This is a genomic window from Chitinophaga niastensis, assembly GCF_003014755.1.
GTDB classification, from domain to species: Bacteria; Bacteroidota; Bacteroidia; order Chitinophagales; family Chitinophagaceae; genus Chitinophaga; species Chitinophaga niastensis.
In genome coordinates, this window is record NZ_PYAW01000001.1 from 68,176 (window position 1) to 87,314 (window position 19,139).

Genomic DNA, 19,139 nt, shown 5'->3' on the forward strand with positions numbered 1-19,139 from the left:
AAATTATTTCATGCCTTTATCGTATAGCCATACCCGTAATAAAGAGATTAACTGGTCTACGTCTACCGGTTTGGAAATATAATCAGATGCACCTGCCTGCAGGCACTTCTCTCTGTCGCCCATCATGGCTTTGGCTGTAACAGCAATCACCGGGAGGTTTTTCAGATCGGGTTGTTTTCTGATGGCTGCAATGGCGTCATAGCCGTCCATTTCAGGCATCATCATATCCATGAGTACTATGTCTGCAGTATGTTCCCTCAGCTGCTGCAGGGCTTCTTTCCCATCGATAGCCGGCAGCACTTTCATCTGGTGTTTTTCCAGTGCTTTTGTTAAGGAGAAGATATTGCGCACATCATCATCTGCGATCAGTACTGTTTTATCTTTCAGCACTTCGTTGAGCATGGCCATTTTACCATTCACAGCGGATACGGGTGGTGCATTTTCTGATACCAGGTGCAAAAAGAGCGATACCTCATCCAGCATACGCTGATAGGAATGCGCTGTTTTCACTACAATAGAATCTGCGTATTGTTTGATGCGATGCTCTTCCGCTTTGGATAAACTTTTACCTGTGAAGATGATGATCGGCAGATTTTCAAGACCTTTTATTTCTTTCACCATTTCGAGTGCTTCATATGCCTGCTGATCAGGGATGCCCATATCCAGTATAACACAGTCCACATCCTTTTGTTGCAGCAATTTCACACCGTCATCTACTGTATTGCTGATTTCAGCGCTCACCTGGTAGTTGCTCAGGAAATATGCCAGTGCTTTGGCGTGTTTGGCGTTTTCCTCCAGTATCAATACTTTTTTGGTAGCGGTGGAACGCTGCAGTACAAATTCCATCTTTTCAAAAATGAGCTGCATATTTTCTATGGTCACCGGTTTGTTGATAAAGTCTACCGCACCTTTCAGCAGGCTTTCTTTTTTCATTTCCATAGATGACATGATATGCACCGGAATAGGTCTGGTTAGCGGATCATTTTTGAGTTCTTCCATTACCTGCCATCCATCTTTTACAGGTAGTTGTATATCCAATAGAATACCAATGGGTTTGTATTTACGGGCCAGGGGGGCCGCTTCATCACCACGCACTGATACAATGCCTTTGTATCCGCGGGTATGCGTGAAGTCCAGTAGTGCTTTGGCAAAATGTGTGTCGTCTTCCACTATCAATATCACCGGATCACCGGGTTCAATTAATCCGCGGTCATCATAAATATCGGCTGGTATGATAGTAGAAAGATAACGTGGCAAAGTGGTGATCTCTTCTACTACCGGTGACGGCAGTACGAAGTTATTATCGGGTGCTGGAAAAGGTTTATGCATTATAGGAATGGTAACAGAAAACTCACTGCCTTCGTTGCTTTTGCTGCTGATGTTTATTTGTCCGCCTAATAACTTAGCCAGCTCGCGACTGATAGACAATCCCAGTCCCGTTCCGCCATACTTTCTGCGGGTAGAGCCGTCAGCCTGTTGAAAGGCTTCAAAGATAATCTGTTGTTTTTCAACCGGAATACCGATGCCGGTATCCTTCACTGCAAAGCGAATAGTATCAGGGGTTTCGCCGGGTGCTATCTCCAGTGTTACTGATCCCCTGGCAGTAAATTTCAGTGCATTGGATAATAAATTTTTCAGTACCTGTTCCAGCCTGTTTTGATCTGTTTCAATGGTGACCGGTGTTTCCGGTGCAGTAAGCAGTTTTAGTGTAAGTCCTTTTTCACGTGCCATTGGCTCAAACAATGCCTGCATGCTAGCGCTGATATCGTCAACAGATACATCACTATATTCCAGCTCCATTTTTCCGGACTCAATTTTTGAGAGATCCAGTATTTCATCTATCAGCGTAAGCAAACCTTTACCTGAGCTATTGATCACCTGTGCATATTCTACCTGGTCACCCTTGAGATTATGATCATGATTCTCTGACAACAGGCGTGACAGCAACAGGATAGAGTTCAGCGGTGTACGTAGTTCATGCGACATATTCGCCAGGAACTCTGATTTGTATTGGGTGCTGAGTGCCAGTTCTTCTGCCTTCTTATATATATCCAGGTTACGTTCTACGATGATCTGATTTTTATCTTCCAGCAGGCGGCTTCTTTCTTCCAACTCTGCGTTGGACTGCATCAGTTCTTCCTGTTGCACTTTCAGTTCTTCTTCAGATACCTGTAGTTTTTCTGTTTGTGCTTCCAGTTCTACATTGAGGCTTTCCAGCTCGCTGTGCTGTATTTGCAGCTCTTCGGTCTGTGCCTGTGTTTCTTCCAGCAGTTCCTGTAATTTGGTACGGCTCCTGGTAGTTTGTAAAGCAACTGCAATATTTACAGCAGCCTGTTTTGTAAAATCTATTACATTGTCTGTAAACGGAAACAGCGAGCCTATTTCCATTACTCCTTCAGATATGCCGGCATGAATGAGTGGAATAATAAGCACATAACCCGGCTGCGCGGCAGCAGTACCCCCAACGATGTGCAGAAAGTTATCCGGTGCTTCCTTTAAATACAAAGGCTCCCGCTGCAGCACTGCTTGTCCCAGCAATGTTTTCCCCACTTCAATTACCGGTGGTGCCGGATAATCGGCTGATAATGCATATCCTGCAGCAAAGTGCAGTTCATTGGATTGTTTGATGTATAAAATACCGGTTTGTGCCCCGGTATATTGTACAATATCAGTGAGTGCATCTTTGCTGAGTTCATTCATTGCTTTTTCTCCCAGCAGTGTTTCAGTGATGCGGTTCAGTCCCGATTGTATCCATATCTTTTGCTCATTGCTGCGGCGGAATATTTTCAGTTCTGCAGCCATATGTACAACAGCATTTCCGAGCAAATCTTCACTGCTGCGGGGCTGCACATCGATATTAAAATTGCCGCGACCAATACTGTCTGCTGCATTCGCCAATGCCTGGTTTGTTTCGTCTATTGTTACAAATGAACGGGCCAGGCTACCAACAGCATCTTTTGTGTGCAGCACAGGAGCCGCGCCGGGTATGCCTTTCGCAATTTTCACAGCAGCAGCTCTTAATAATTCTAGGCTATCGGTAATACTGCTGATAGTGATCGTTACAAAAACAACTACTAATACAATAATGAGCACCAGGAAAACCAGGTACCGTGTTTTAAGATCGTTCTCTCTTTGTGAAATCGCTTTCGCATCTCTGCTTGCCCGCTCTAAGATGGATCGTTGTAATTGTTTCAGCTGGTCCACTGCGCTGGAAGAGTTGTCCCACCAGGAGTCTGCATTAAATAATGTATCTATCTTATGGTTGCTGATGGTACCCGCGATAAAATCATTAGTGATGGTATACGCATTAGAGTGCTCCATTTGCTCAAATTCCCTGGTGGCAACAGGAGATGCTTTATCCATAAATTCAGTGCGCAGTGATGCATACATATCATTATTATTTTCCACGCGGGAAAAATCTTCCGGCCACACCTCCTTCTTCAGCATAAAATAATAAATGTCCATGCGAATCATGCCCTGGTAAGCGGCCATTTGCGACAGCAGGTATTGTGCATCCAGCTCCTGTTGCAGTGTCCGCAGAATGGTTATATTCGGTGCATTGGTCCTGGACAGGTTATTCAACCGGAAGATAAGATTGGAATAATAGTCCAACACCTCTTGTTGCGGCATGCTCTTCTTATCGATTTCAATTCTTTTCTTAGGTAGTGTGTTGAGTAATGAATATTGGAAGAAGTGGCTGTCATCTGCCAGCAGCTTACTTTTCACTGCATCAATAGCCAAATCTGTTTTAGCACGTTGCGTCAACAGATCGTTGATCCCCTCGGTATGCATTACATAATTTACGCTGTAACGACGTTCCATATGTATCTGATCCGCCACCTTCATAATGTTAGTGGCATTACCTACCTGTTGCAACAGGATATCTATGCTGCGGATATCTTCGTTTTGCTTATTGAAAATCTGAACACCAAAATAAACAAGACAAATAAGCGGTATTATGGCTATCAGCAATAACTTCCTGGGTAACGGAAGATGCATAAAATATTTTTTCATCTGCCTGAGCTTGTTTAGTTTTTCATAGAATACATCCTGAAAATAACGCCCTTACCGGGTTTAAATAGATCTCCCTTTCAGAACGGTAAGTTAGCTGTATTATAATGATAATAAAATAACAACAAAATCATAGATTTGTCCCTATTCGAAATTGATATGGGTAATAGCTGTAAATATACCTCCGTACTTTTAATTGATGACGACATAGATGACAGGATGATATTTGGTGAAGTATTAAAAGAACTGGCACCGGATATTATTTACCATGAGGCCATTAACGGAGAGGATGCATTGGAAAAGCTGGATAACCACCTGATACCCGATCTTATTTTCCTTGATCTTAATATGCCACGTGTAGACGGAAAGCAGTTCCTGGCCGAAATACAACAGATGGATCATTTGAAAAAAATCCCTGTTATTATTTACACCACCTCTTCTCATGAAGACGATAAAAAAGAAACCAGGGAGCTGGGGGCAGCTTACTTTTTAACGAAGCCTAATAACTTGCGCGAGTTAACACATATACTCTCAGACATCCTGCAAAAAAAAATCATCTGAATAAAATAGGCCTCACAAGGATTTGTGAGGCCGGCTTTTCTACCATTGTTACTATAAATTTATTGAACTTCATACAATAGCATGAAGACAATATTTGTCGGAGTAAAGATGATCATTAAAATGTAGCCAATTGTAAACTCAATCTTAACGGAAAAGAAATTACAATTTCCCCCGGCACCTCTTCCAACCATCCGGCTTTATCAAAATCCATTTTCACATCCGGTCCAAAACCTTTATTATCAATCCCTTGTCCTGTTAGCCATCTCCGGTAACAGGTTACCATCATAATGCTGTGCGTATAACGTTATATTACAGAAAAGTAACAACGATAGGATAATTGTCTTTTTGAAAAGGAATCTATCTTTTAGGTCAGTATTAAATGGCTCTTAAAACATATATATTCAACTGTAATAATTATAATTTATTCATCATCGTGATCCAATATTAATAAATTGCACGTCCTAATAAATGGTATATGTATTTAGACGAGCTGGAACGGCTGTATAACGACCAGGCATACACGGAAGCAGTAACACAACTGGAAATATATTTACTAACGCAACCGGAAGATATCCGGGGGTGGCATTTGCTGGGCTTATGTCAGCTGGAAATAGCCAAAACTGCTGAAACGCGGGAAGAGGCCATCACCATATACGAAGTCGCTTACGAAGCCTTCAGCAAAGTATTAGCTACAGATGCCACTCATATACAGGCGCGTGTACACCGCGCTTATATGGGCGCTAATGTAATGGAAGACAAAGGAGACGAAGCTGTTAACGATTGTAATATCCTGATAGCAGGAGGAGATGAAGAGCTGATAACCAAAGCATTGCTTTATCGCTTCCAGGTATGGATCATTAAAAATGAAACAGAAAAGGCATTGGCAGATATGCGCCAAAGCCTCGAAGTATATCAGTCACTGTATGCAGATGACCAACCACAGCTCAATGTGGCAAAATTTCAATGTTATACCCGCATTGGAGATGTGTATTATCATATTGACAACAGACCTGCGGCGCTGGACTATTATAAACAGGCCTTTGTATGCACGGTGCATAATAACCGGCTATTATCCACTGTTTATTTCGCATTGGATATGGCCGATTATGATTTTGCCGCCAGCATGATGCATGTAATGATTACAGCAGGCGAAACGGAGGAAGAAGACCTCCTCAAGCTGCTCAGGCATATACAACAAATGTTGGAAGATGGCTTGCGTCATGCCCTGCTGGCCAGGGAATTTTGCTGGGGTACTACCGATTACTGGCATCAGTTTTATGGAGATGATGATGACGAAGGCACCCTGGAACAGATATCCACCGGCAAGCGCTTCATTGCCCAATATCCGGAGGAGGCATACTTTTATCATTACACGGCCACTGCTTTCTTTAATATAGGCAGCTACAGCGAATCGCTGCCATATTATGAAAAAGCACTGGCCATACAGGCATATCCATCCAGCATTGTACGATGGTATTATGCCAGCTATAAAATAAACGGGCACTTCCCGGCAAGCTGGCCGGATGCTGCATATAACCTGCCGTACGACTGGTACGCTGCGGGCGTTATCTTCAGTGAAATCATACAACTGGAAAAAAATGCTGTGGCCAAACAGCAGTCATTACCACTGAAGAAATTTCTCTATAAAAAATCATTTGATCTATACTTTCCCTACTGGTTTGAAAACACGGGTAGCTCCTGGGCCGGCCATCCGCACCATTTTGCTATGTGCTGCAATAACTATGGTATTGTATTGTATGAACAGGGTGCATTTGAAGAAGCAGTACGCATACATACCATCGGATACAATATGTTCCCCTTCTGGGAACAGCTGGAATCCAGAGCTGATGCACATCACAGCATGGGCAAACTGGAAGAAGCCATTACCGACCGTAAAATAATACTGGAACATTTCACCACTGTATTACCGTTGATGTACTATGTGTCTATTCATGAGCGTATCATAGAAGACCTCACCACGCTGGAGCGGCACACAGAAGCATTAGACCTCTACGAAAAAATACTCGCGGAATACGATGGCTGGATTTCAAGAGACATGGAAGAACTGGAAGACTACGACCGTGAAACGATCATGTATAACATAGACCGTATTAAAACCGGTCGTGCTTTTATCAAAACAGGCAGTGCGGATGATCTGTCGGAACGTATACAGGCATTGGAAAACCATCTTGTTGAAAAACCGGATGACAGTGATGCTTACTTCAACCTGATGTATCTCTATTTTGATAATGCACAGTATGAGCATTGTATTGGTGCAGTCAATAACCGCATCTCTATTGGTGGTATCAGCAAATTGCCGGTAGTATCCCAAATGAAAATTTACTACTTCAGAGGTAAAGCAGCATTAAAATTAGGCAGGTACAACGCAGCCATTACAGATATGTTGCAAACCCTTGAAATCATGTCCGGTGGCGACGATTCCGATAATTCTCCCAACAATCGTTTTGGTGTATATGCTTATCTCGCGGAGGCTTACCTCGGTGAAAAAGCGTATGATCTCAGTTTGGAATATGGCTTCAAATGTGCCAACATGTACACCGATAGAAACTGGGCATGGGATGCAGAGTCTTCTGCCTTCCGGTATACGATGGCATTGGCTTACGAAGGAAAAGAAAACATGAGTGCGTGTAAGAAAACTATTGATTTAATTGTAGCGAATGATCCGAAATATCAGCCTGCGTTAGATAAAAAAGATCAGTTGAAAGGCGGGGGATTGTTTTCTTTTTTCAGGAAAAAGAAATGATGATCTTAACATTTTTTCTTTTAAGATGCAGCTATTTTGTTGCTGTATTAGATTTAATACAGCAACAAAATAGCTGCATAAAAAACTATGGCATCGGCTTGTTATAATTTACCATCCAGTTAATGCCGAATTTGTCGGTAAGCTGTCCATAACGATATGCCCAAAATGTTTCCTGGATAGGCATCGTCACATTTCCTCCGTCAGAAAGTTTTGCAAATACATTTTCTGCGTCGTCATTAGAGGTAACACCAAATGCCAGTGCAACGGAATCTCCGTTTACAGGAGGCTTACCCATCATACCATCAGATGCCATTAAAGTAAACGATGGTGTTTGTAACAGTGCATGCATCACCTGACCATGCATTTCTGGCGGCATATGGTCTTTCATGGGTGATTCTCCCACGGTCATAATTTTAAGATCACCGCCAATAGCCTCTTTGTAATAAGTCATGGCTTCACGGGTGTTGCCATCGAAAACGAGATACACATTTAGTGTAGACATAAGAAGATTTTTTTGGATAAGATAAGATGGAAATTTGGAATTCAGGACAATGAAGTTACAAAACTTAACTAACTAATCAACAACTTGTGCCGCACCAGCAAACAGGCGCCAATAATACCTGCACGCTCTCCAAGCAGCGACATTCTAAGCTTTGTATCGTTGCTCACCAGGCTCAGCGAATACTTTTTCATGGCACTTTTAATGGGCAGCCGGATATGATCCTGTGAAGCAGCCAGGCTACCACCCAGTATTACCAGTTCCGGATTAAAAATATTTATTAATAAAGCAACACCACGGCCCAGATTCTCCCCTATTTTAGCGATCAGTTCTATAGCCAGCATATCATCATGATTAGCCGCGTTGATAATATCGTGAAGATGAATATCATCAGGTGATGCATGGGTACGTGTAAGCATAGAAGATGACCCTGCCTGCAGCTTTTGCCGGAACATGCGTACCAGCGCCCATCCCGAAGCTTCCGTTTCCATACAGCCCTTCTTACCACAATGACAAATGATTTCATTATCAAAGAGCGGAATATGTCCAACTTCCCCGCTATAGCCGGATTTACCGTAGTATAATTTTCCATCTATCACTACACCCATTCCTATTCCATAGTCCAGGTTGAGGAATAAAACGTCGCGTTCACCGTTTACGATATCCGAACAAAACTCTCCATACGCCATAGCGCGGGAATCGTTTTCCAGGAAAACCCGGATGCCTACTTTTGCAGCGATTACCTTGCTCAATGGCTCCTCATCAAAATAAAACAAGCTGTAATTGTACCCGGTAGCATAATTGATGCGGCCGGATATATTAATCCCGATGCCCAGGATCTTTTCTCTTGGCACCGTTAAGTCATCTATAAAATTATTAATGAGGACGCATAGTTGTTCCAGTGATTCTTTAGTATTATCCAGTTCATAGGGCAATGCCTCCACTGTTTTTACCAGGTTTTTATTCAGATCGGACAAGCCCAGGTTAAGATGGTCCTGTTTTACATCCACGCCAATAAAGAACGCAGAATCCGGTACAAGGCCATAAAGATTGGGTTTTCGTCCGCCGGTAGATTCAATTTTGCCATAATCCCTGACCAGACCATCGTTGATAAGATCATTTACCAGGTTAGCCACTTTGGGGGTACTAAGGCCAAGTTCCTTACACATATCAGCAATAGTTGCGTTGCCTTTATTAGCAAAATATGCGAGGGCGGCTTTCTTCAGGTTGAAATTCTTATAGGCCACTCCGGTAACATTGGCACTGTTTAATTCTTCAAAAAAGGTTTTAGCCATGGAAACAGATCATCTTTTTACAATAACGAATCTCCAATTTAAGCAGCTTAATTTTAATATTTCACTCTTGTGAGATGATATTCCAACAAATACTGTCGGGCCGGGCTTAAAACTTCTCTTATAAATGATTTTGTTAATTCACAAAAAACAATACCTTTGCAATCCTTTTTAGCCAAAAAGGCAGATCTTTTTATGTACTTTCGCGCGGTGCCTCGGGCCGGCGCTTAAAACAAAAGTTCTTTTATTTCCTGCGGGTGTGATGAAATTGGTAGACATGCCAGACTTAGGATCTGGTGCTTCACGGCATGGGGGTTCGAGTCCCTCCACCCGCACATATAATATTATGTGGCAATGCGTCAATATGGCAACGTGATAATGTTATGCTTTCCCTCTCTTTCATTGTCACTTCTGTCCTATCCAGACACACTCTCACTTAATTTATTCAAAAAAAGTTTCCTGCCATTCCTACTTGCCGTTGTGACTTCATGGCAGAAAAACAAACAAGGAATCATTATTGCTTCTTAAAGAACACTTTATACAATTCAATTATGGCAACCGTTACGAGAGAAAACATTGGTTTATTGAACGATAAGATCACTGTGAAAGTGAGCCAGGAAGATTACCTTCCTAATTTTGACAAAGCAGTAAAGCAATTCAGCAAAAATGCCAACATACCAGGATTCCGTAAAGGAATGGTACCTGCAGGTATGGTTAAGAAGATGCACGGTCAGGCTATCTTTGGTGATGAAATTCTGAAAACTGTAGAAAAAGAACTGATGGGTTATGTACAGGCAGAGAAACTGGACCTTTTCGGCCAGCCACTGTCTCTGGACAAACAGGCAAAAAACCTGGATTTCAGCAACCCAGCTGAATACGCTTTCGAATTTGAAGTAGGTATCAAGCCTTCCTTCAACATTACACCGCTGGAAAATAACAAAACCACCCTTACTAAATATAAAGTAGCCGTTACCGAAGAAATGGTAAACGATGAAATTCAGCGTCTGCAGCTGAAAGGTGGTAAAACAACCGAGCCTGAAACCATTACCTCAGAAGATAACGTTATCAATGTTACTTTCGATGAGTCTGATAAAAAAGGCAACGTAGTAGAAGGTGGTATCACCAAAGAAAACGCATTGCTCGTTAAATACTTTACACCTGCTATCCAAAAGGAACTGCAAGGCAAAAAGAACAACGACAGCATCGTATTCCAACTGGCTACTTCTTTTGATGAACAGCGTCTGGGCTGGATCCTGAAGGATCTGGGCTTTGAAGCAACGGATAAAGCAGCAGCAGACAAATATTTCAAACTGACGATCACTAAAGTAGGTTTGATTGAAAAAAGAGAACTGAACGAAGAATTCTTCAAAGAAATTTATCCTGCGGATAACATCACTACAGAAGAAGCTTTCCGCGGTAAACTGAAAGAAGAAATCGGCAAATACTGGGATTCCGAAAGCCGTAATCACCTGCACAACGACCTGTTCGAAGTACTGGTGCATGAAACGCCGATCGATTTACCAAAGGATTTCCTCAAACGCTGGCTGCAGGTAGGTGGTGAAAAACCCAAAACCGCTGAAGAAGCCGAAAAAGAATTCCCAAGTTTCGACCACCAACTGCGTTGGACACTGATCAGCGATAAACTGGTTAAAGAAAATAAACTGGAAGTTTCTTTCGAAGATCTGAAAGAAAATGCCAAACAAAAAGTATTGGGTTACTATGGTGGCGCCGCTGCTGATGGAGCAGAATGGTTAGACAGCTACCTGGATCGCCTGTTACAGGATGAGAAATTTGTAGACCAGACTTACCGTGAAATGATCACTGCCAAGTTGTTTGACTGGGCTGAAAGTAAGGTGAACGTGAAAGAAGAGGAAATCAAAGCAGAAGATTTTGTTAATTTACCTCATAAACATCACCATCATGAACATTAATAACGAATTCAGAAAATATGCCATCCAGCATCGTGGAATCAGCAGCCTGGTAGTAGATAGCTATGCTAAGAGTCACCAGTTAAACAGTCTGACTCCTTACATCCTTGAAGAGCGTCAGTTGAATATGCAACAGATGGACGTTTTCTCCAGGTTGATGGCTGATCGTATTATTTTCCTCGGAGATCCTGTGAATGACTACGTGGCTAACGTAATTACCGCGCAGCTTTTGTTCCTGGAGTCTTCTGACCGTACCCGCGATATCCAGATGTACATTAACAGCCCCGGAGGCAGTGTATATGCTGGTTTGGGTATATATGATACCATGCAGGTTGTTTCTCCTGAAATAGCTACTATCTGTACCGGTATGGCCGCCTCTTTTGGTGCTGTACTGCTGGTAGCAGGTGCTAAAGGAAAACGTACTGCCCTGAAACACGCCCGTGTAATGATCCACCAGCCTCATGGCGGTGCTGAAGGTCAAACTTCAGATATCGAGATCACTGCACGTGAGTTCGTGAAACTGAAAAAAGAGCTGAATGAAATCATTGCCAGCCATTGCGGACAGGCAGTGAAAAAAGTGGAAAAGGACTCTGATCGTGACTACTGGATGACTGCGGACGAAGCTAAAGAATACGGCATCATCGATGACGTACTCCAGAAGAATCCTAAGAAAAATCTGGATACGCCTCAGTAAGGCATAAAAAGCTTAACGCATAAAGTAATTAAAGCGAAGATATTAGCGGGTTATTTAAAAGATTCCGCTGATGTCTTCGCTTTAATAGCTTATAAGCTCAGCCTGCGCTTTAACCTTTTTAGTCAGCTTTTTAGTGTAAATTTGTACCCCTGTAATATGATTGCAGGCAATGATAGTTTCGTTGAAAAATAATCTATTCCGAAATGAAAGAAACAAAAATTCGTTGCTCTTTTTGCAGCCGCTCTAAGGAAGAAGTGCAGATATTAATAGCGGGAGCGGAAGGACATATCTGTGAAAACTGCGTAGCTAATGCACAGGAAATAATTGACCAGGAGTTATTTGCTCCCGGTAAAAAAGCTGCAGCAGCTGCCGTGGCTCCGCACTTTGCGACTAAAGTGTCCAAACCAAAGGACATGAAAAAGTTCCTGGATGAGTATGTAATTGGTCAGGATGATGCAAAGAAAATACTGGCAGTAGCTGTATATAATCACTACAAAAGACTCAACCAACAGGTAGGAGATGATGAAGTAGAGATCGAAAAATCAAACATTATCATGGTGGGTGAAACCGGCACCGGTAAAACCCTGCTGGCTAAATCTATCGCCAAGCAATTAAACGTGCCTTTCGCTATTGTAGATGCTACCGTATTTACTGAAGCTGGTTACGTAGGCGAAGACGTAGAAAGTATCCTCAGCCGCCTGTTACAGGTATGTAACTACGATGTGGAAGCTGCTGAACGTGGTATCGTATATATCGATGAAATAGATAAGATTGCCCGTAAAAGCGATAACCCTTCCATTACCCGCGATGTGAGTGGTGAAGGCGTACAACAGGGCCTCCTGAAATTACTGGAAGGCACCGAAGTACTGGTACCTCCTCAGGGTGGTCGTAAACACCCGGAACAGAAACTGATCAAACTGAACACGCAAAACATCCTGTTCATCTGCGGTGGCGCATTTGATGGCGTGGAAAGAATCATCAGCAGAAGAATACAAACACATTCTATTGGCTTTACTGTCAACAAAGAAAAGGAAGAAGAGAACAGAAAACAGATCCTGCGTTACATCAACTCACAGGACCTGAAAACATTTGGCCTCATCCCGGAATTACTGGGTCGTTTGCCGGTGGTTACTTACCTCAACTCCCTCGACAGAGACACATTGAAAGCTATCTTAACCGAGCCTAAAAATGCGTTAGTAAAACAATACAAGAAACTGTTCAAAGTAGAAAACATAGACCTCCACGTAGAAGATGATGCGATAGAATACATCGTAGATAAAGCTATGGAATACAAACTGGGTGCACGCGGTCTCCGCTCCATCTGTGAAGTAGTATTAAGCGATGCTATGTATGAACTGCCATCTGCTAACGAAACCACCTTTATCCTGAGCAAAGAATATGCACAGGCTAAACTGGAGCAGTCTACCTTGATAAAACTGAAAGTTGCATAACGTTTATCTCTAACTATAAAACCACTATTTATGCAGGAACTCATTCAGCAATTGCAGGAAAAAGCGGGTCTTACGGCCGAACAAGCCGCACAATCCATAGACGTAATCAAAGAATACGTAAAAGGCAAGCTGCCTCCTTTTATTGCCGGCACTGTAGACAATTGGTTTGCGGGCATGTCAGATAAAGCAGAAGGCAAAAAAGCCGGCCTGATGGACCAGGCAAGTGATTTCCTGGATAACGTGAAAGATAAAGCAGAAGACTGGGCAGAAGAAGCAAAGGATAAAGTATCCGACTTCTTCAATAAAGATAAGAAAGGTGCATAACCACTGGTAATGCATAACAGGTAATAAACCAAAACACCCTTCCGCACAATACGGAAGGGTGTTTTAGTTTTATAGCGTTTTCAGATAGCGTTATTTTAGGTAAAAGTACCAGGGATAAAAGGTTATGTCTCCTCAGTTTAGACACTGAATGAAGGAAAAACATAACGTGGATTACAAGTTCTACATCTTTTTTAAAACTTCTTTCAGACAATCACGTAAATCTGTTTGATTCCGGTATAGAAAAGCACCCGTTACAGGGTGCTTTTCATTGCGTAAAAGTGTTTCAAATCTTTCTTTGATTTTGTGTGTTAAGGTTGATAAACGGTAAAGAGTGATGAATTAACCCAAATTTAACGTTCCTTTTGCAATATTCAATAACACTAAAGGGGTAATGTTATATTAATTTGAAAAAATGATAAATGGCTTATAACCTTTCTTTTTTTAAATTAAAAAAATACATCTACTCCAATCTTGTCAAAATCAATAGCAAAATCGTTATAGTTATCTCAAGGCTTCGCGTGCTATGACGATCTTTTGAATTTCTGAGGTTCCCTCCCCTATAGTGCATAATTTTGCATCCCGATAAAATTTCTCCACCGGAAAATCTTTTGTATACCCATACCCCCCAAATACCTGTACTGCTTCATTAGCTACCCTTACCGCTACTTCAGATGCGTAATACTTAGCCATAGCAGCTTGTTGCGTCATCTTCACCTTACGGTTCTTCATATCGGCTGCCTGCATAGTGAGTAATTCCGCTGCTTCAATTTCAGTGGCCATATCGGCCAGTTTAAAAGAGATGCCCTGGAAATTAGCAATCGGCTGATCAAACTGGTGGCGTTCTTTAGAATATTTGATAGCTGCATCACAAGCACCCTTAGCAATACCGAGCGACAATGCAGCAATGGAGATACGGCCACCATCCAGCACTTTCATGGATTGTATAAAACCATCCCCTTCTGCCCCCAGCATATTTTCTGCGGGTATACGGCAATTATCAAATATCATTTCGGCTGTTTCAGAGGCACGCATGCCCAGTTTATTCTCTTTCTTGCCACCGCTGAATCCCGGTGTACCTTTTTCTACTACAAATGCGCTCATACCATGACTATCACGCACATCGCCGGTGCGCACTATCACTACAGCTACATCGCAGCTCCTGCCGTGTGTGATCCAGCATTTGGTGCCATTAATCACCCAGTCGTTGCCATCTTTTTTTGCTACACATTTCATATTCATGGCATCAGAGCCGGTATTAGGTTCTGTTAAGCCCCATGCGCCAATCCACTCTGCAGTAGCCAGTTTTGGAAGATAACGTTGTTTCTGTGCATCGTTGCCGAATTGTAAAATATGACCAGTGCCTAAAGAGTTATGTGCAGCTACACTTAGTCCGATAGCCCCGCAAATACGGGAAATCTCACTGATCACGGTTACATACTCCAGGTATCCCAGGCCACTGCCACCGTATTCCTGTGGCACCAACACCCCCATCAGCCCCAGTTCTCCCAGTTTCTTGAATACATGTACGGGAAATTCCTGTTTTTCATCCCATTCCAACACGTAAGGCTGAATATTTGTCTTTCCGAAATCCCGGATCATTTGCGCAATCTGTTGCTGCATTTCCGTAGGCTCAAAGTTCATAAACGTGTGGCTTTAAAGTTTGATCTCAATGTAATGTTCAATTTTACGATAAATAATCTCATCCACCAACGGCAGGGCACGAAGCTCATCTACCTGCCTGAAACCCGCGTGGGCGCTACGATACTGCACTATTAAACGGGCCAGTTTATAGCGTATGTATGGGTGAGCTGCCAAAGATTTTTCATCTGTGCTGTTGAGGTCCATTTTTTTTAGAGAACTATTACTGATCTGTAAGAACGGTTGAATTTTTTGAAATGTGGAGTCTGGCAAACCATAACATTCACTTACCTGCGCTACTGCATAAAAGCCGCCGAGCTTGTCGCGGAAGGCTACTATCCGTCGGGCGAAGCCCGCTCCGATGCCGGGCAGCGTTTGCCAGACGAGGGTATCCGACGTATTAATATCGATGATACTGGCAGGTGGTTTTGCCCGAAAACGGGTAAATGCAGTATCTCTCTTAAAGGTCCACGACTTACGGTAAGCGGTATCCCTGTTAAAGGTTTTTTCATCTCCCTTAAACCTGTCCCCTGCAATACTTACAAACGGTAACAGCTTTGCGCACAATGCAGGCGATATACCATAGATCTTCTGTAAATCACCGGGCTGGCGGAAATGGCCGCCTTTGGAAAGGTATTTCTGAATGGTTTGTGCAGTACGTTCGCTAACACCCAATCGCAGCCAATCCGCCACGGGTAAGGTATTGGGGTCAAAATAAAAAAGTGGTGCAGCAGCCGTTTTTTCATCTGGCAGGGATGCAGGGAGCATTTGCGCTTCAAATACAGCTACGGCTAATTTTAAATTACTGGTATCGGTAACGGGTATACGCTGAAAATGAAAAAGTATATCCGGCATCTGGCAGGTGAGCAGGATCAGGCCCACCAGCAACAGTATACCGGAACGTTCCTTTCGCGAAAACCGGAGATATTCCCGGGCAAAAGACTTCCACATGGGGTAACAAAGTTTCTCCCTAAATTAATTAACCGGGACCGGCAGTTTGTTAATGGAAAGTAAATGGTCTTAAATTTCTATGGTGAGCCCATCATGCGCCAGCGCCATGCCATTGGGCAATTCCTTGGTTACTTCTTCATGCAATCCCAGCTGGTGGCTGATATGCGTAAAATACACGTTAGGTACTTCCAGCTCCTTTCCCAGTGCAATGGCTTCTTCCAGCGTAAAATGCGAGATGTGTTTTTCTTTGCGCAGGGCATTCAGCACCAGTACTTTTGAACCGCGGATCTTTTCTTTTTCTTCCGGCGCAATAAAATTAGCATCGGTGATATAGGTAAAATCATGGACACGAAAACCCATCACCGGCATTTTATAATGCATTACCTGTATAGGCGTGATCGTTAGTCCGTTTATCTGGAAAGGCCCGTCACTAATCGTTTTCAGATTTATCTCCGGAATACCCGGGTATTTAAAATCAGCAAAGGCATAGGCAAATTCACGCATGATAATGTTCTGCGAAAATTCAGTTGCAAAAATATCTATAGAGCTTTTCTGAAAGAAATTAAAAGCGCGGATATCATCCATGCCGGCGATATGATCTTTATGAGAATGTGTGATGAGTACAGCTTCCAGGTGTCCTACCTTTTCGCGCAGCATCTGGTAACGGAAGTCGGGTGTGGTATCCACTACAATATTACCTGCAGGTGAGGCGATGAGGATACTGCTCCTTAAACGTTTATCTTTTTTGTCGGAAGACGAGCAAACTTCGCAACCACAAGCTATTACCGGTACTCCCTGCGATGTGCCTGTTCCTAAGAATGTAACTTTCATCCAAAAATCATTTGTCTGTTTAACCTATTCTGCTGTTCCTTCCTGTTCGGCGGCCGTATCTGACGAGGCATCTGCAACAGGTTTGCTTGCCTGGATCTGCTTGTACAGCTTATGTGATTCTGTTGTAAGCAATTCTTCCTCCAGCGGCAGGGTAGTTAAAATATCGATCAATGCATTAATGCGTCCTTCCAGGTTCAGGAATCTGTTGATCACCACCACCTTTTTATGTTCCAGTACGCAATAGCCGGAGGTAAAACTACCTTTTTCGAAGCGCAGCACATACTTGGCTTCATCAAAGATTTTTTCCAGCTTAGTCAGGTTATTAGGCGTGATTTTGATATTCATGTGGCAAAAATAGCAAAAAGCTGTTAGCCGTTAGCTTTTAGTAAATGCAGCGAGAATATATGATTTTATCTTCGCTGCATTTACTAAAAACTAACGGCTAACAACTATTTAGATACCATCCTGGCAAAGGGTACAATCATTTCTTCCAGGGAAATGCCACCATGCTGAAATGTATTGCGGTAATAGTTTACAAAATAATTGTAGTTATTAGGATAGCAGAGATAGCCATCTCCCTTGGCAAAAATGTAAGATGAGTTTACGTTGGGCTTGGGTAAACCAGCTTCCCGCGGATCTCTGAAAGCCAGTACCTCTTTAGGATCGTAGTTCAGGTTGCGCCCGTGTTTATAACGCAGGTTGGTAGTTGTTTGTTTGTCGCCGATCACTTTTACCGGTGTTTTCACGCGCACGCTGCCATGATCTGTGGCGATGATAAGATTAATTTTTTTATCGCTGATACGTTTCAGTGCCTGGTGCAACGGGCTGTGTTCAAACCAGCTGTTAGTGATAGAGCGGTAAGAGGCTTCATCACCGGCCAGTTCCTTGAGCACTTCCATTTCTGTACGGGCGTGGCTGAGCATATCAACAAAATTATATACAATGATGCTGAGCGGATAGTCCAGCATATTATGAATATTATTGAGCATGGTTTGCGCATCCGCATGGTTGGTGACCTTGGTGTAGGAAAAACGGGGATCCATTTTCAATTGCTTCAGCTGAGCGGCAAAGAAATGTTCCTCGTACAGGTTTTTCCCGCCTTCTTCATCGTCATTTTTCCATTCCTGCGGAAATTTATGTTCTATATCTATCGGCAACATGCCGGCAAAGATGGCGTTACGGCTGTATTGCGTACTGGTAGGCAGAATACTGTAAAACGATTCTTCTTCCACCAACCGGAACGATTCCTGAAAAATGGGCAGGATCGCCTTCCACTGGTCGTAGCGGAGGTTATCTATCAGTAAAAACACATTGGGCACAGATGGGTCCATGTTAGGAACTACCTTATCGCGGAACAGGGTATGCGACATCACCGGGGCGTCTTTAGCTTTGGGATGTAGCCATTCGCCATAGTTTCTGCTGATAAATTTGGAGAATTCGTTGTTGGCTTCGGCTTTCTGCGCATTAAATACCTCCAGCATTTCGGGGCTGTTGGCTTTGGTCATTTCCATTTCCCAGTAAACGAGTTTCTTGTAGATGTCCATCCACTCATTGTAATCCGGGTTGGAACTGAGGGCCATGAACAGTGTACGGAACTCCTGTTGGTAGGCAGTGGTTGTTTTTTCCGCTACCAGCCTTTTGTTATCAATTATTTTTTTGAGAGATAATAATACCTGGTTGGGATTTACCGGTTTGATGAGATAATCGGTGATCTGGGAGCCGATAGCGTCGTCCATCACGTTTTCCGCCTCATTTTTGGTGATCATGACTACCGGGATCTGCTGATCTATTTCCTTGATTTTACCCAGTGTTTCCAGTCCGGTGATGCCTGGCATGGATTCATCCAACAGTACCACATCCACTACCTTCTCTTTCAGAAATTCCAGTGCATCATATCCGTTTGTCAGGGCAGAAACTTTATACCCTTTGCTTTCCAAAAAAATTATCTGTGATTTTAAAGACTCTATTTCATCGTCTACCCAAAGTATATTTATCTGGCTCATAGAAAGATTTAAGTACCGGTAAAAAAAGAAAATTACCCTAATTTTTTGGCAAATATCATTCCCCGTATATCATTTGCCGGTAATTATATGTTAAAAAGGCGAGTGCGGCGCAAAATGATAGTAGTAAAAAGCGTGGAGGCTGATAAAGTTATTTACCTTCGCATCCATAACTTTTCATACCTGTAACCTACC

At 42.8% G+C, this 19,139-nt stretch carries 15 protein-coding genes and 1 tRNA gene; 7 read left to right on the plus strand and 9 right to left on the minus strand.

Annotated features, from left to right (window positions below):
- Positions 1 to 3: 3 nt before the first annotated feature.
- Positions 4 to 3,999, minus strand: coding sequence for a response regulator (locus tag CLV51_RS00335; protein ID WP_245898575.1), 3,996 nt, complete (start codon positions 3,997 to 3,999; stop codon positions 4 to 6).
- Positions 4,000 to 4,149: 150 nt separating this feature from the next.
- On the opposite strand from CLV51_RS00335, the gene CLV51_RS00340 reads away from it, so the two are divergent.
- Positions 4,150 to 4,572, plus strand: coding sequence for a response regulator (locus CLV51_RS00340; protein WP_146151206.1), 423 nt, complete (start codon positions 4,150 to 4,152; stop codon positions 4,570 to 4,572).
- Positions 4,573 to 4,687: 115 nt separating this feature from the next.
- Here CLV51_RS00340 and CLV51_RS28985 read toward each other — a convergent pair whose 3' ends face one another.
- Positions 4,688 to 4,858 carry a hypothetical protein gene (locus tag CLV51_RS28985; protein ID WP_158266892.1) on the minus strand — a complete coding sequence of 57 codons (171 nt, stop codon included), beginning with the start codon at positions 4,856 to 4,858 and terminating at the stop codon, positions 4,688 to 4,690.
- 189 nt (positions 4,859 to 5,047) lie between these two features.
- Between CLV51_RS28985 and CLV51_RS00345 the strand changes: the two genes are divergently transcribed.
- Positions 5,048 to 7,336 (plus strand): tetratricopeptide repeat protein, encoded by a 2,289-nt coding sequence (locus CLV51_RS00345; RefSeq protein WP_106526031.1) that lies wholly within the window; start codon positions 5,048 to 5,050, stop codon positions 7,334 to 7,336.
- An 85-nt stretch (positions 7,337 to 7,421) separates the two neighbouring features.
- Here the strand turns inward: CLV51_RS00345 and CLV51_RS00350 are convergent, their stop codons facing one another.
- Positions 7,422 to 7,838: a VOC family protein gene (locus CLV51_RS00350; RefSeq protein ID WP_106526032.1), complete on the minus strand. Its 417-nt coding sequence runs from the start codon at positions 7,836 to 7,838 to the stop codon at positions 7,422 to 7,424.
- A 68-nt stretch (positions 7,839 to 7,906) separates the two neighbouring features.
- Positions 7,907 to 9,130 carry an ROK family transcriptional regulator gene (locus CLV51_RS00355; RefSeq protein WP_106526033.1) on the minus strand — a complete coding sequence of 408 codons (1,224 nt, stop codon included), beginning with the start codon at positions 9,128 to 9,130 and terminating at the stop codon, positions 7,907 to 7,909.
- Between the two features lie 250 nt (positions 9,131 to 9,380).
- On the opposite strand from CLV51_RS00355, the gene CLV51_RS00360 reads away from it, so the two are divergent.
- From CLV51_RS00360 to CLV51_RS00380, 5 genes are all read left to right on the plus strand, one after another.
- A tRNA-Leu gene (locus CLV51_RS00360) sits at positions 9,381 to 9,462 on the plus strand.
- A 216-nt stretch (positions 9,463 to 9,678) separates the two neighbouring features.
- On the plus strand, positions 9,679 to 11,058 hold the full coding sequence (gene tig, locus CLV51_RS00365; protein ID WP_106526034.1) for a trigger factor: 1,380 nt from the start codon (positions 9,679 to 9,681) through the stop codon (positions 11,056 to 11,058).
- Positions 11,048 to 11,749 (plus strand): ATP-dependent Clp endopeptidase proteolytic subunit ClpP, encoded by a 702-nt coding sequence (clpP, locus tag CLV51_RS00370; protein ID WP_106526035.1) that lies wholly within the window; start codon positions 11,048 to 11,050, stop codon positions 11,747 to 11,749. Before tig ends, clpP begins: the two co-directional genes overlap by 11 nt.
- Before the next feature lie 203 nt (positions 11,750 to 11,952).
- Positions 11,953 to 13,200, plus strand: a complete 1,248-nt coding sequence (clpX, locus tag CLV51_RS00375; RefSeq protein WP_106526036.1) for an ATP-dependent Clp protease ATP-binding subunit ClpX — start codon at positions 11,953 to 11,955, stop codon at positions 13,198 to 13,200.
- 30 nt (positions 13,201 to 13,230) lie between these two features.
- Complete coding sequence (locus CLV51_RS00380) at positions 13,231 to 13,524, plus strand: hypothetical protein (RefSeq protein ID WP_106526037.1); 294 nt, start codon at positions 13,231 to 13,233, stop codon at positions 13,522 to 13,524.
- A 501-nt stretch (positions 13,525 to 14,025) separates the two neighbouring features.
- On the opposite strand, the gene CLV51_RS00385 is transcribed toward CLV51_RS00380, so the two are convergent.
- The 5 genes from CLV51_RS00385 to porX all read right to left on the minus strand — a co-directional run bounded on the left by CLV51_RS00385 (position 14,026) and on the right by porX (position 18,947).
- A complete protein-coding gene (locus CLV51_RS00385) occupies positions 14,026 to 15,165 on the minus strand; it encodes an acyl-CoA dehydrogenase family protein (protein WP_106526038.1) in 1,140 nt (379 codons plus the stop codon).
- Between the two features lie 12 nt (positions 15,166 to 15,177).
- On the minus strand, positions 15,178 to 16,113 hold the full coding sequence (locus CLV51_RS00390) for a ComEA family DNA-binding protein (protein ID WP_106526039.1): 936 nt from the start codon (positions 16,111 to 16,113) through the stop codon (positions 15,178 to 15,180).
- Between the two features lie 69 nt (positions 16,114 to 16,182).
- The gene (locus CLV51_RS00395; RefSeq protein ID WP_106526040.1) at positions 16,183 to 16,944 is read right to left on the minus strand and encodes an MBL fold metallo-hydrolase; all 762 of its coding nucleotides are present in this window, start codon (positions 16,942 to 16,944) and stop codon (positions 16,183 to 16,185) included.
- 24 nt (positions 16,945 to 16,968) lie between these two features.
- Positions 16,969 to 17,289, minus strand: coding sequence for a hypothetical protein (locus tag CLV51_RS00400; protein WP_106526041.1), 321 nt, complete (start codon positions 17,287 to 17,289; stop codon positions 16,969 to 16,971).
- 104 nt (positions 17,290 to 17,393) lie between these two features.
- Complete coding sequence (gene porX / locus CLV51_RS00405; RefSeq protein ID WP_106526042.1) at positions 17,394 to 18,947, minus strand: T9SS response regulator signal transducer PorX; 1,554 nt, start codon at positions 18,945 to 18,947, stop codon at positions 17,394 to 17,396.
- Positions 18,948 to 19,139 lie beyond the last annotated feature (192 nt).

Coding starts and splice junctions, on each gene's coding strand:
- porX (WP_106526042.1), bottom strand. CDS start 18,947: ATGAGCCAGATAAATATACTTTGGGTAGACGATGAAATAGAGTCTTTA.
- CLV51_RS00400 (WP_106526041.1), bottom strand. CDS start 17,289: ATGAATATCAAAATCACGCCTAATAACCTGACTAAGCTGGAAAAAATC.
- CLV51_RS00395 (WP_106526040.1), bottom strand. CDS start 16,944: ATGAAAGTTACATTCTTAGGAACAGGCACATCGCAGGGAGTACCGGTA.
- CLV51_RS00350 (WP_106526032.1), bottom strand. CDS start 7,838: ATGTCTACACTAAATGTGTATCTCGTTTTCGATGGCAACACCCGTGAA.
- CLV51_RS00385 (WP_106526038.1), bottom strand. CDS start 15,165: ATGAACTTTGAGCCTACGGAAATGCAGCAACAGATTGCGCAAATGATC.
- tig (WP_106526034.1), top strand. CDS start 9,679: ATGGCAACCGTTACGAGAGAAAACATTGGTTTATTGAACGATAAGATC.
- CLV51_RS00390 (WP_106526039.1), bottom strand. CDS start 16,113: ATGTGGAAGTCTTTTGCCCGGGAATATCTCCGGTTTTCGCGAAAGGAA.
- CLV51_RS00345 (WP_106526031.1), top strand. CDS start 5,048: ATGTATTTAGACGAGCTGGAACGGCTGTATAACGACCAGGCATACACG.
- clpX (WP_106526036.1), top strand. CDS start 11,953: ATGAAAGAAACAAAAATTCGTTGCTCTTTTTGCAGCCGCTCTAAGGAA.
- clpP (WP_106526035.1), top strand. CDS start 11,048: ATGAACATTAATAACGAATTCAGAAAATATGCCATCCAGCATCGTGGA.
- CLV51_RS00380 (WP_106526037.1), top strand. CDS start 13,231: ATGCAGGAACTCATTCAGCAATTGCAGGAAAAAGCGGGTCTTACGGCC.
- CLV51_RS00335 (WP_245898575.1), bottom strand. CDS start 3,999: ATGCATCTTCCGTTACCCAGGAAGTTATTGCTGATAGCCATAATACCG.
- CLV51_RS00355 (WP_106526033.1), bottom strand. CDS start 9,130: ATGGCTAAAACCTTTTTTGAAGAATTAAACAGTGCCAATGTTACCGGA.
- CLV51_RS28985 (WP_158266892.1), bottom strand. CDS start 4,858: ATGATGGTAACCTGTTACCGGAGATGGCTAACAGGACAAGGGATTGAT.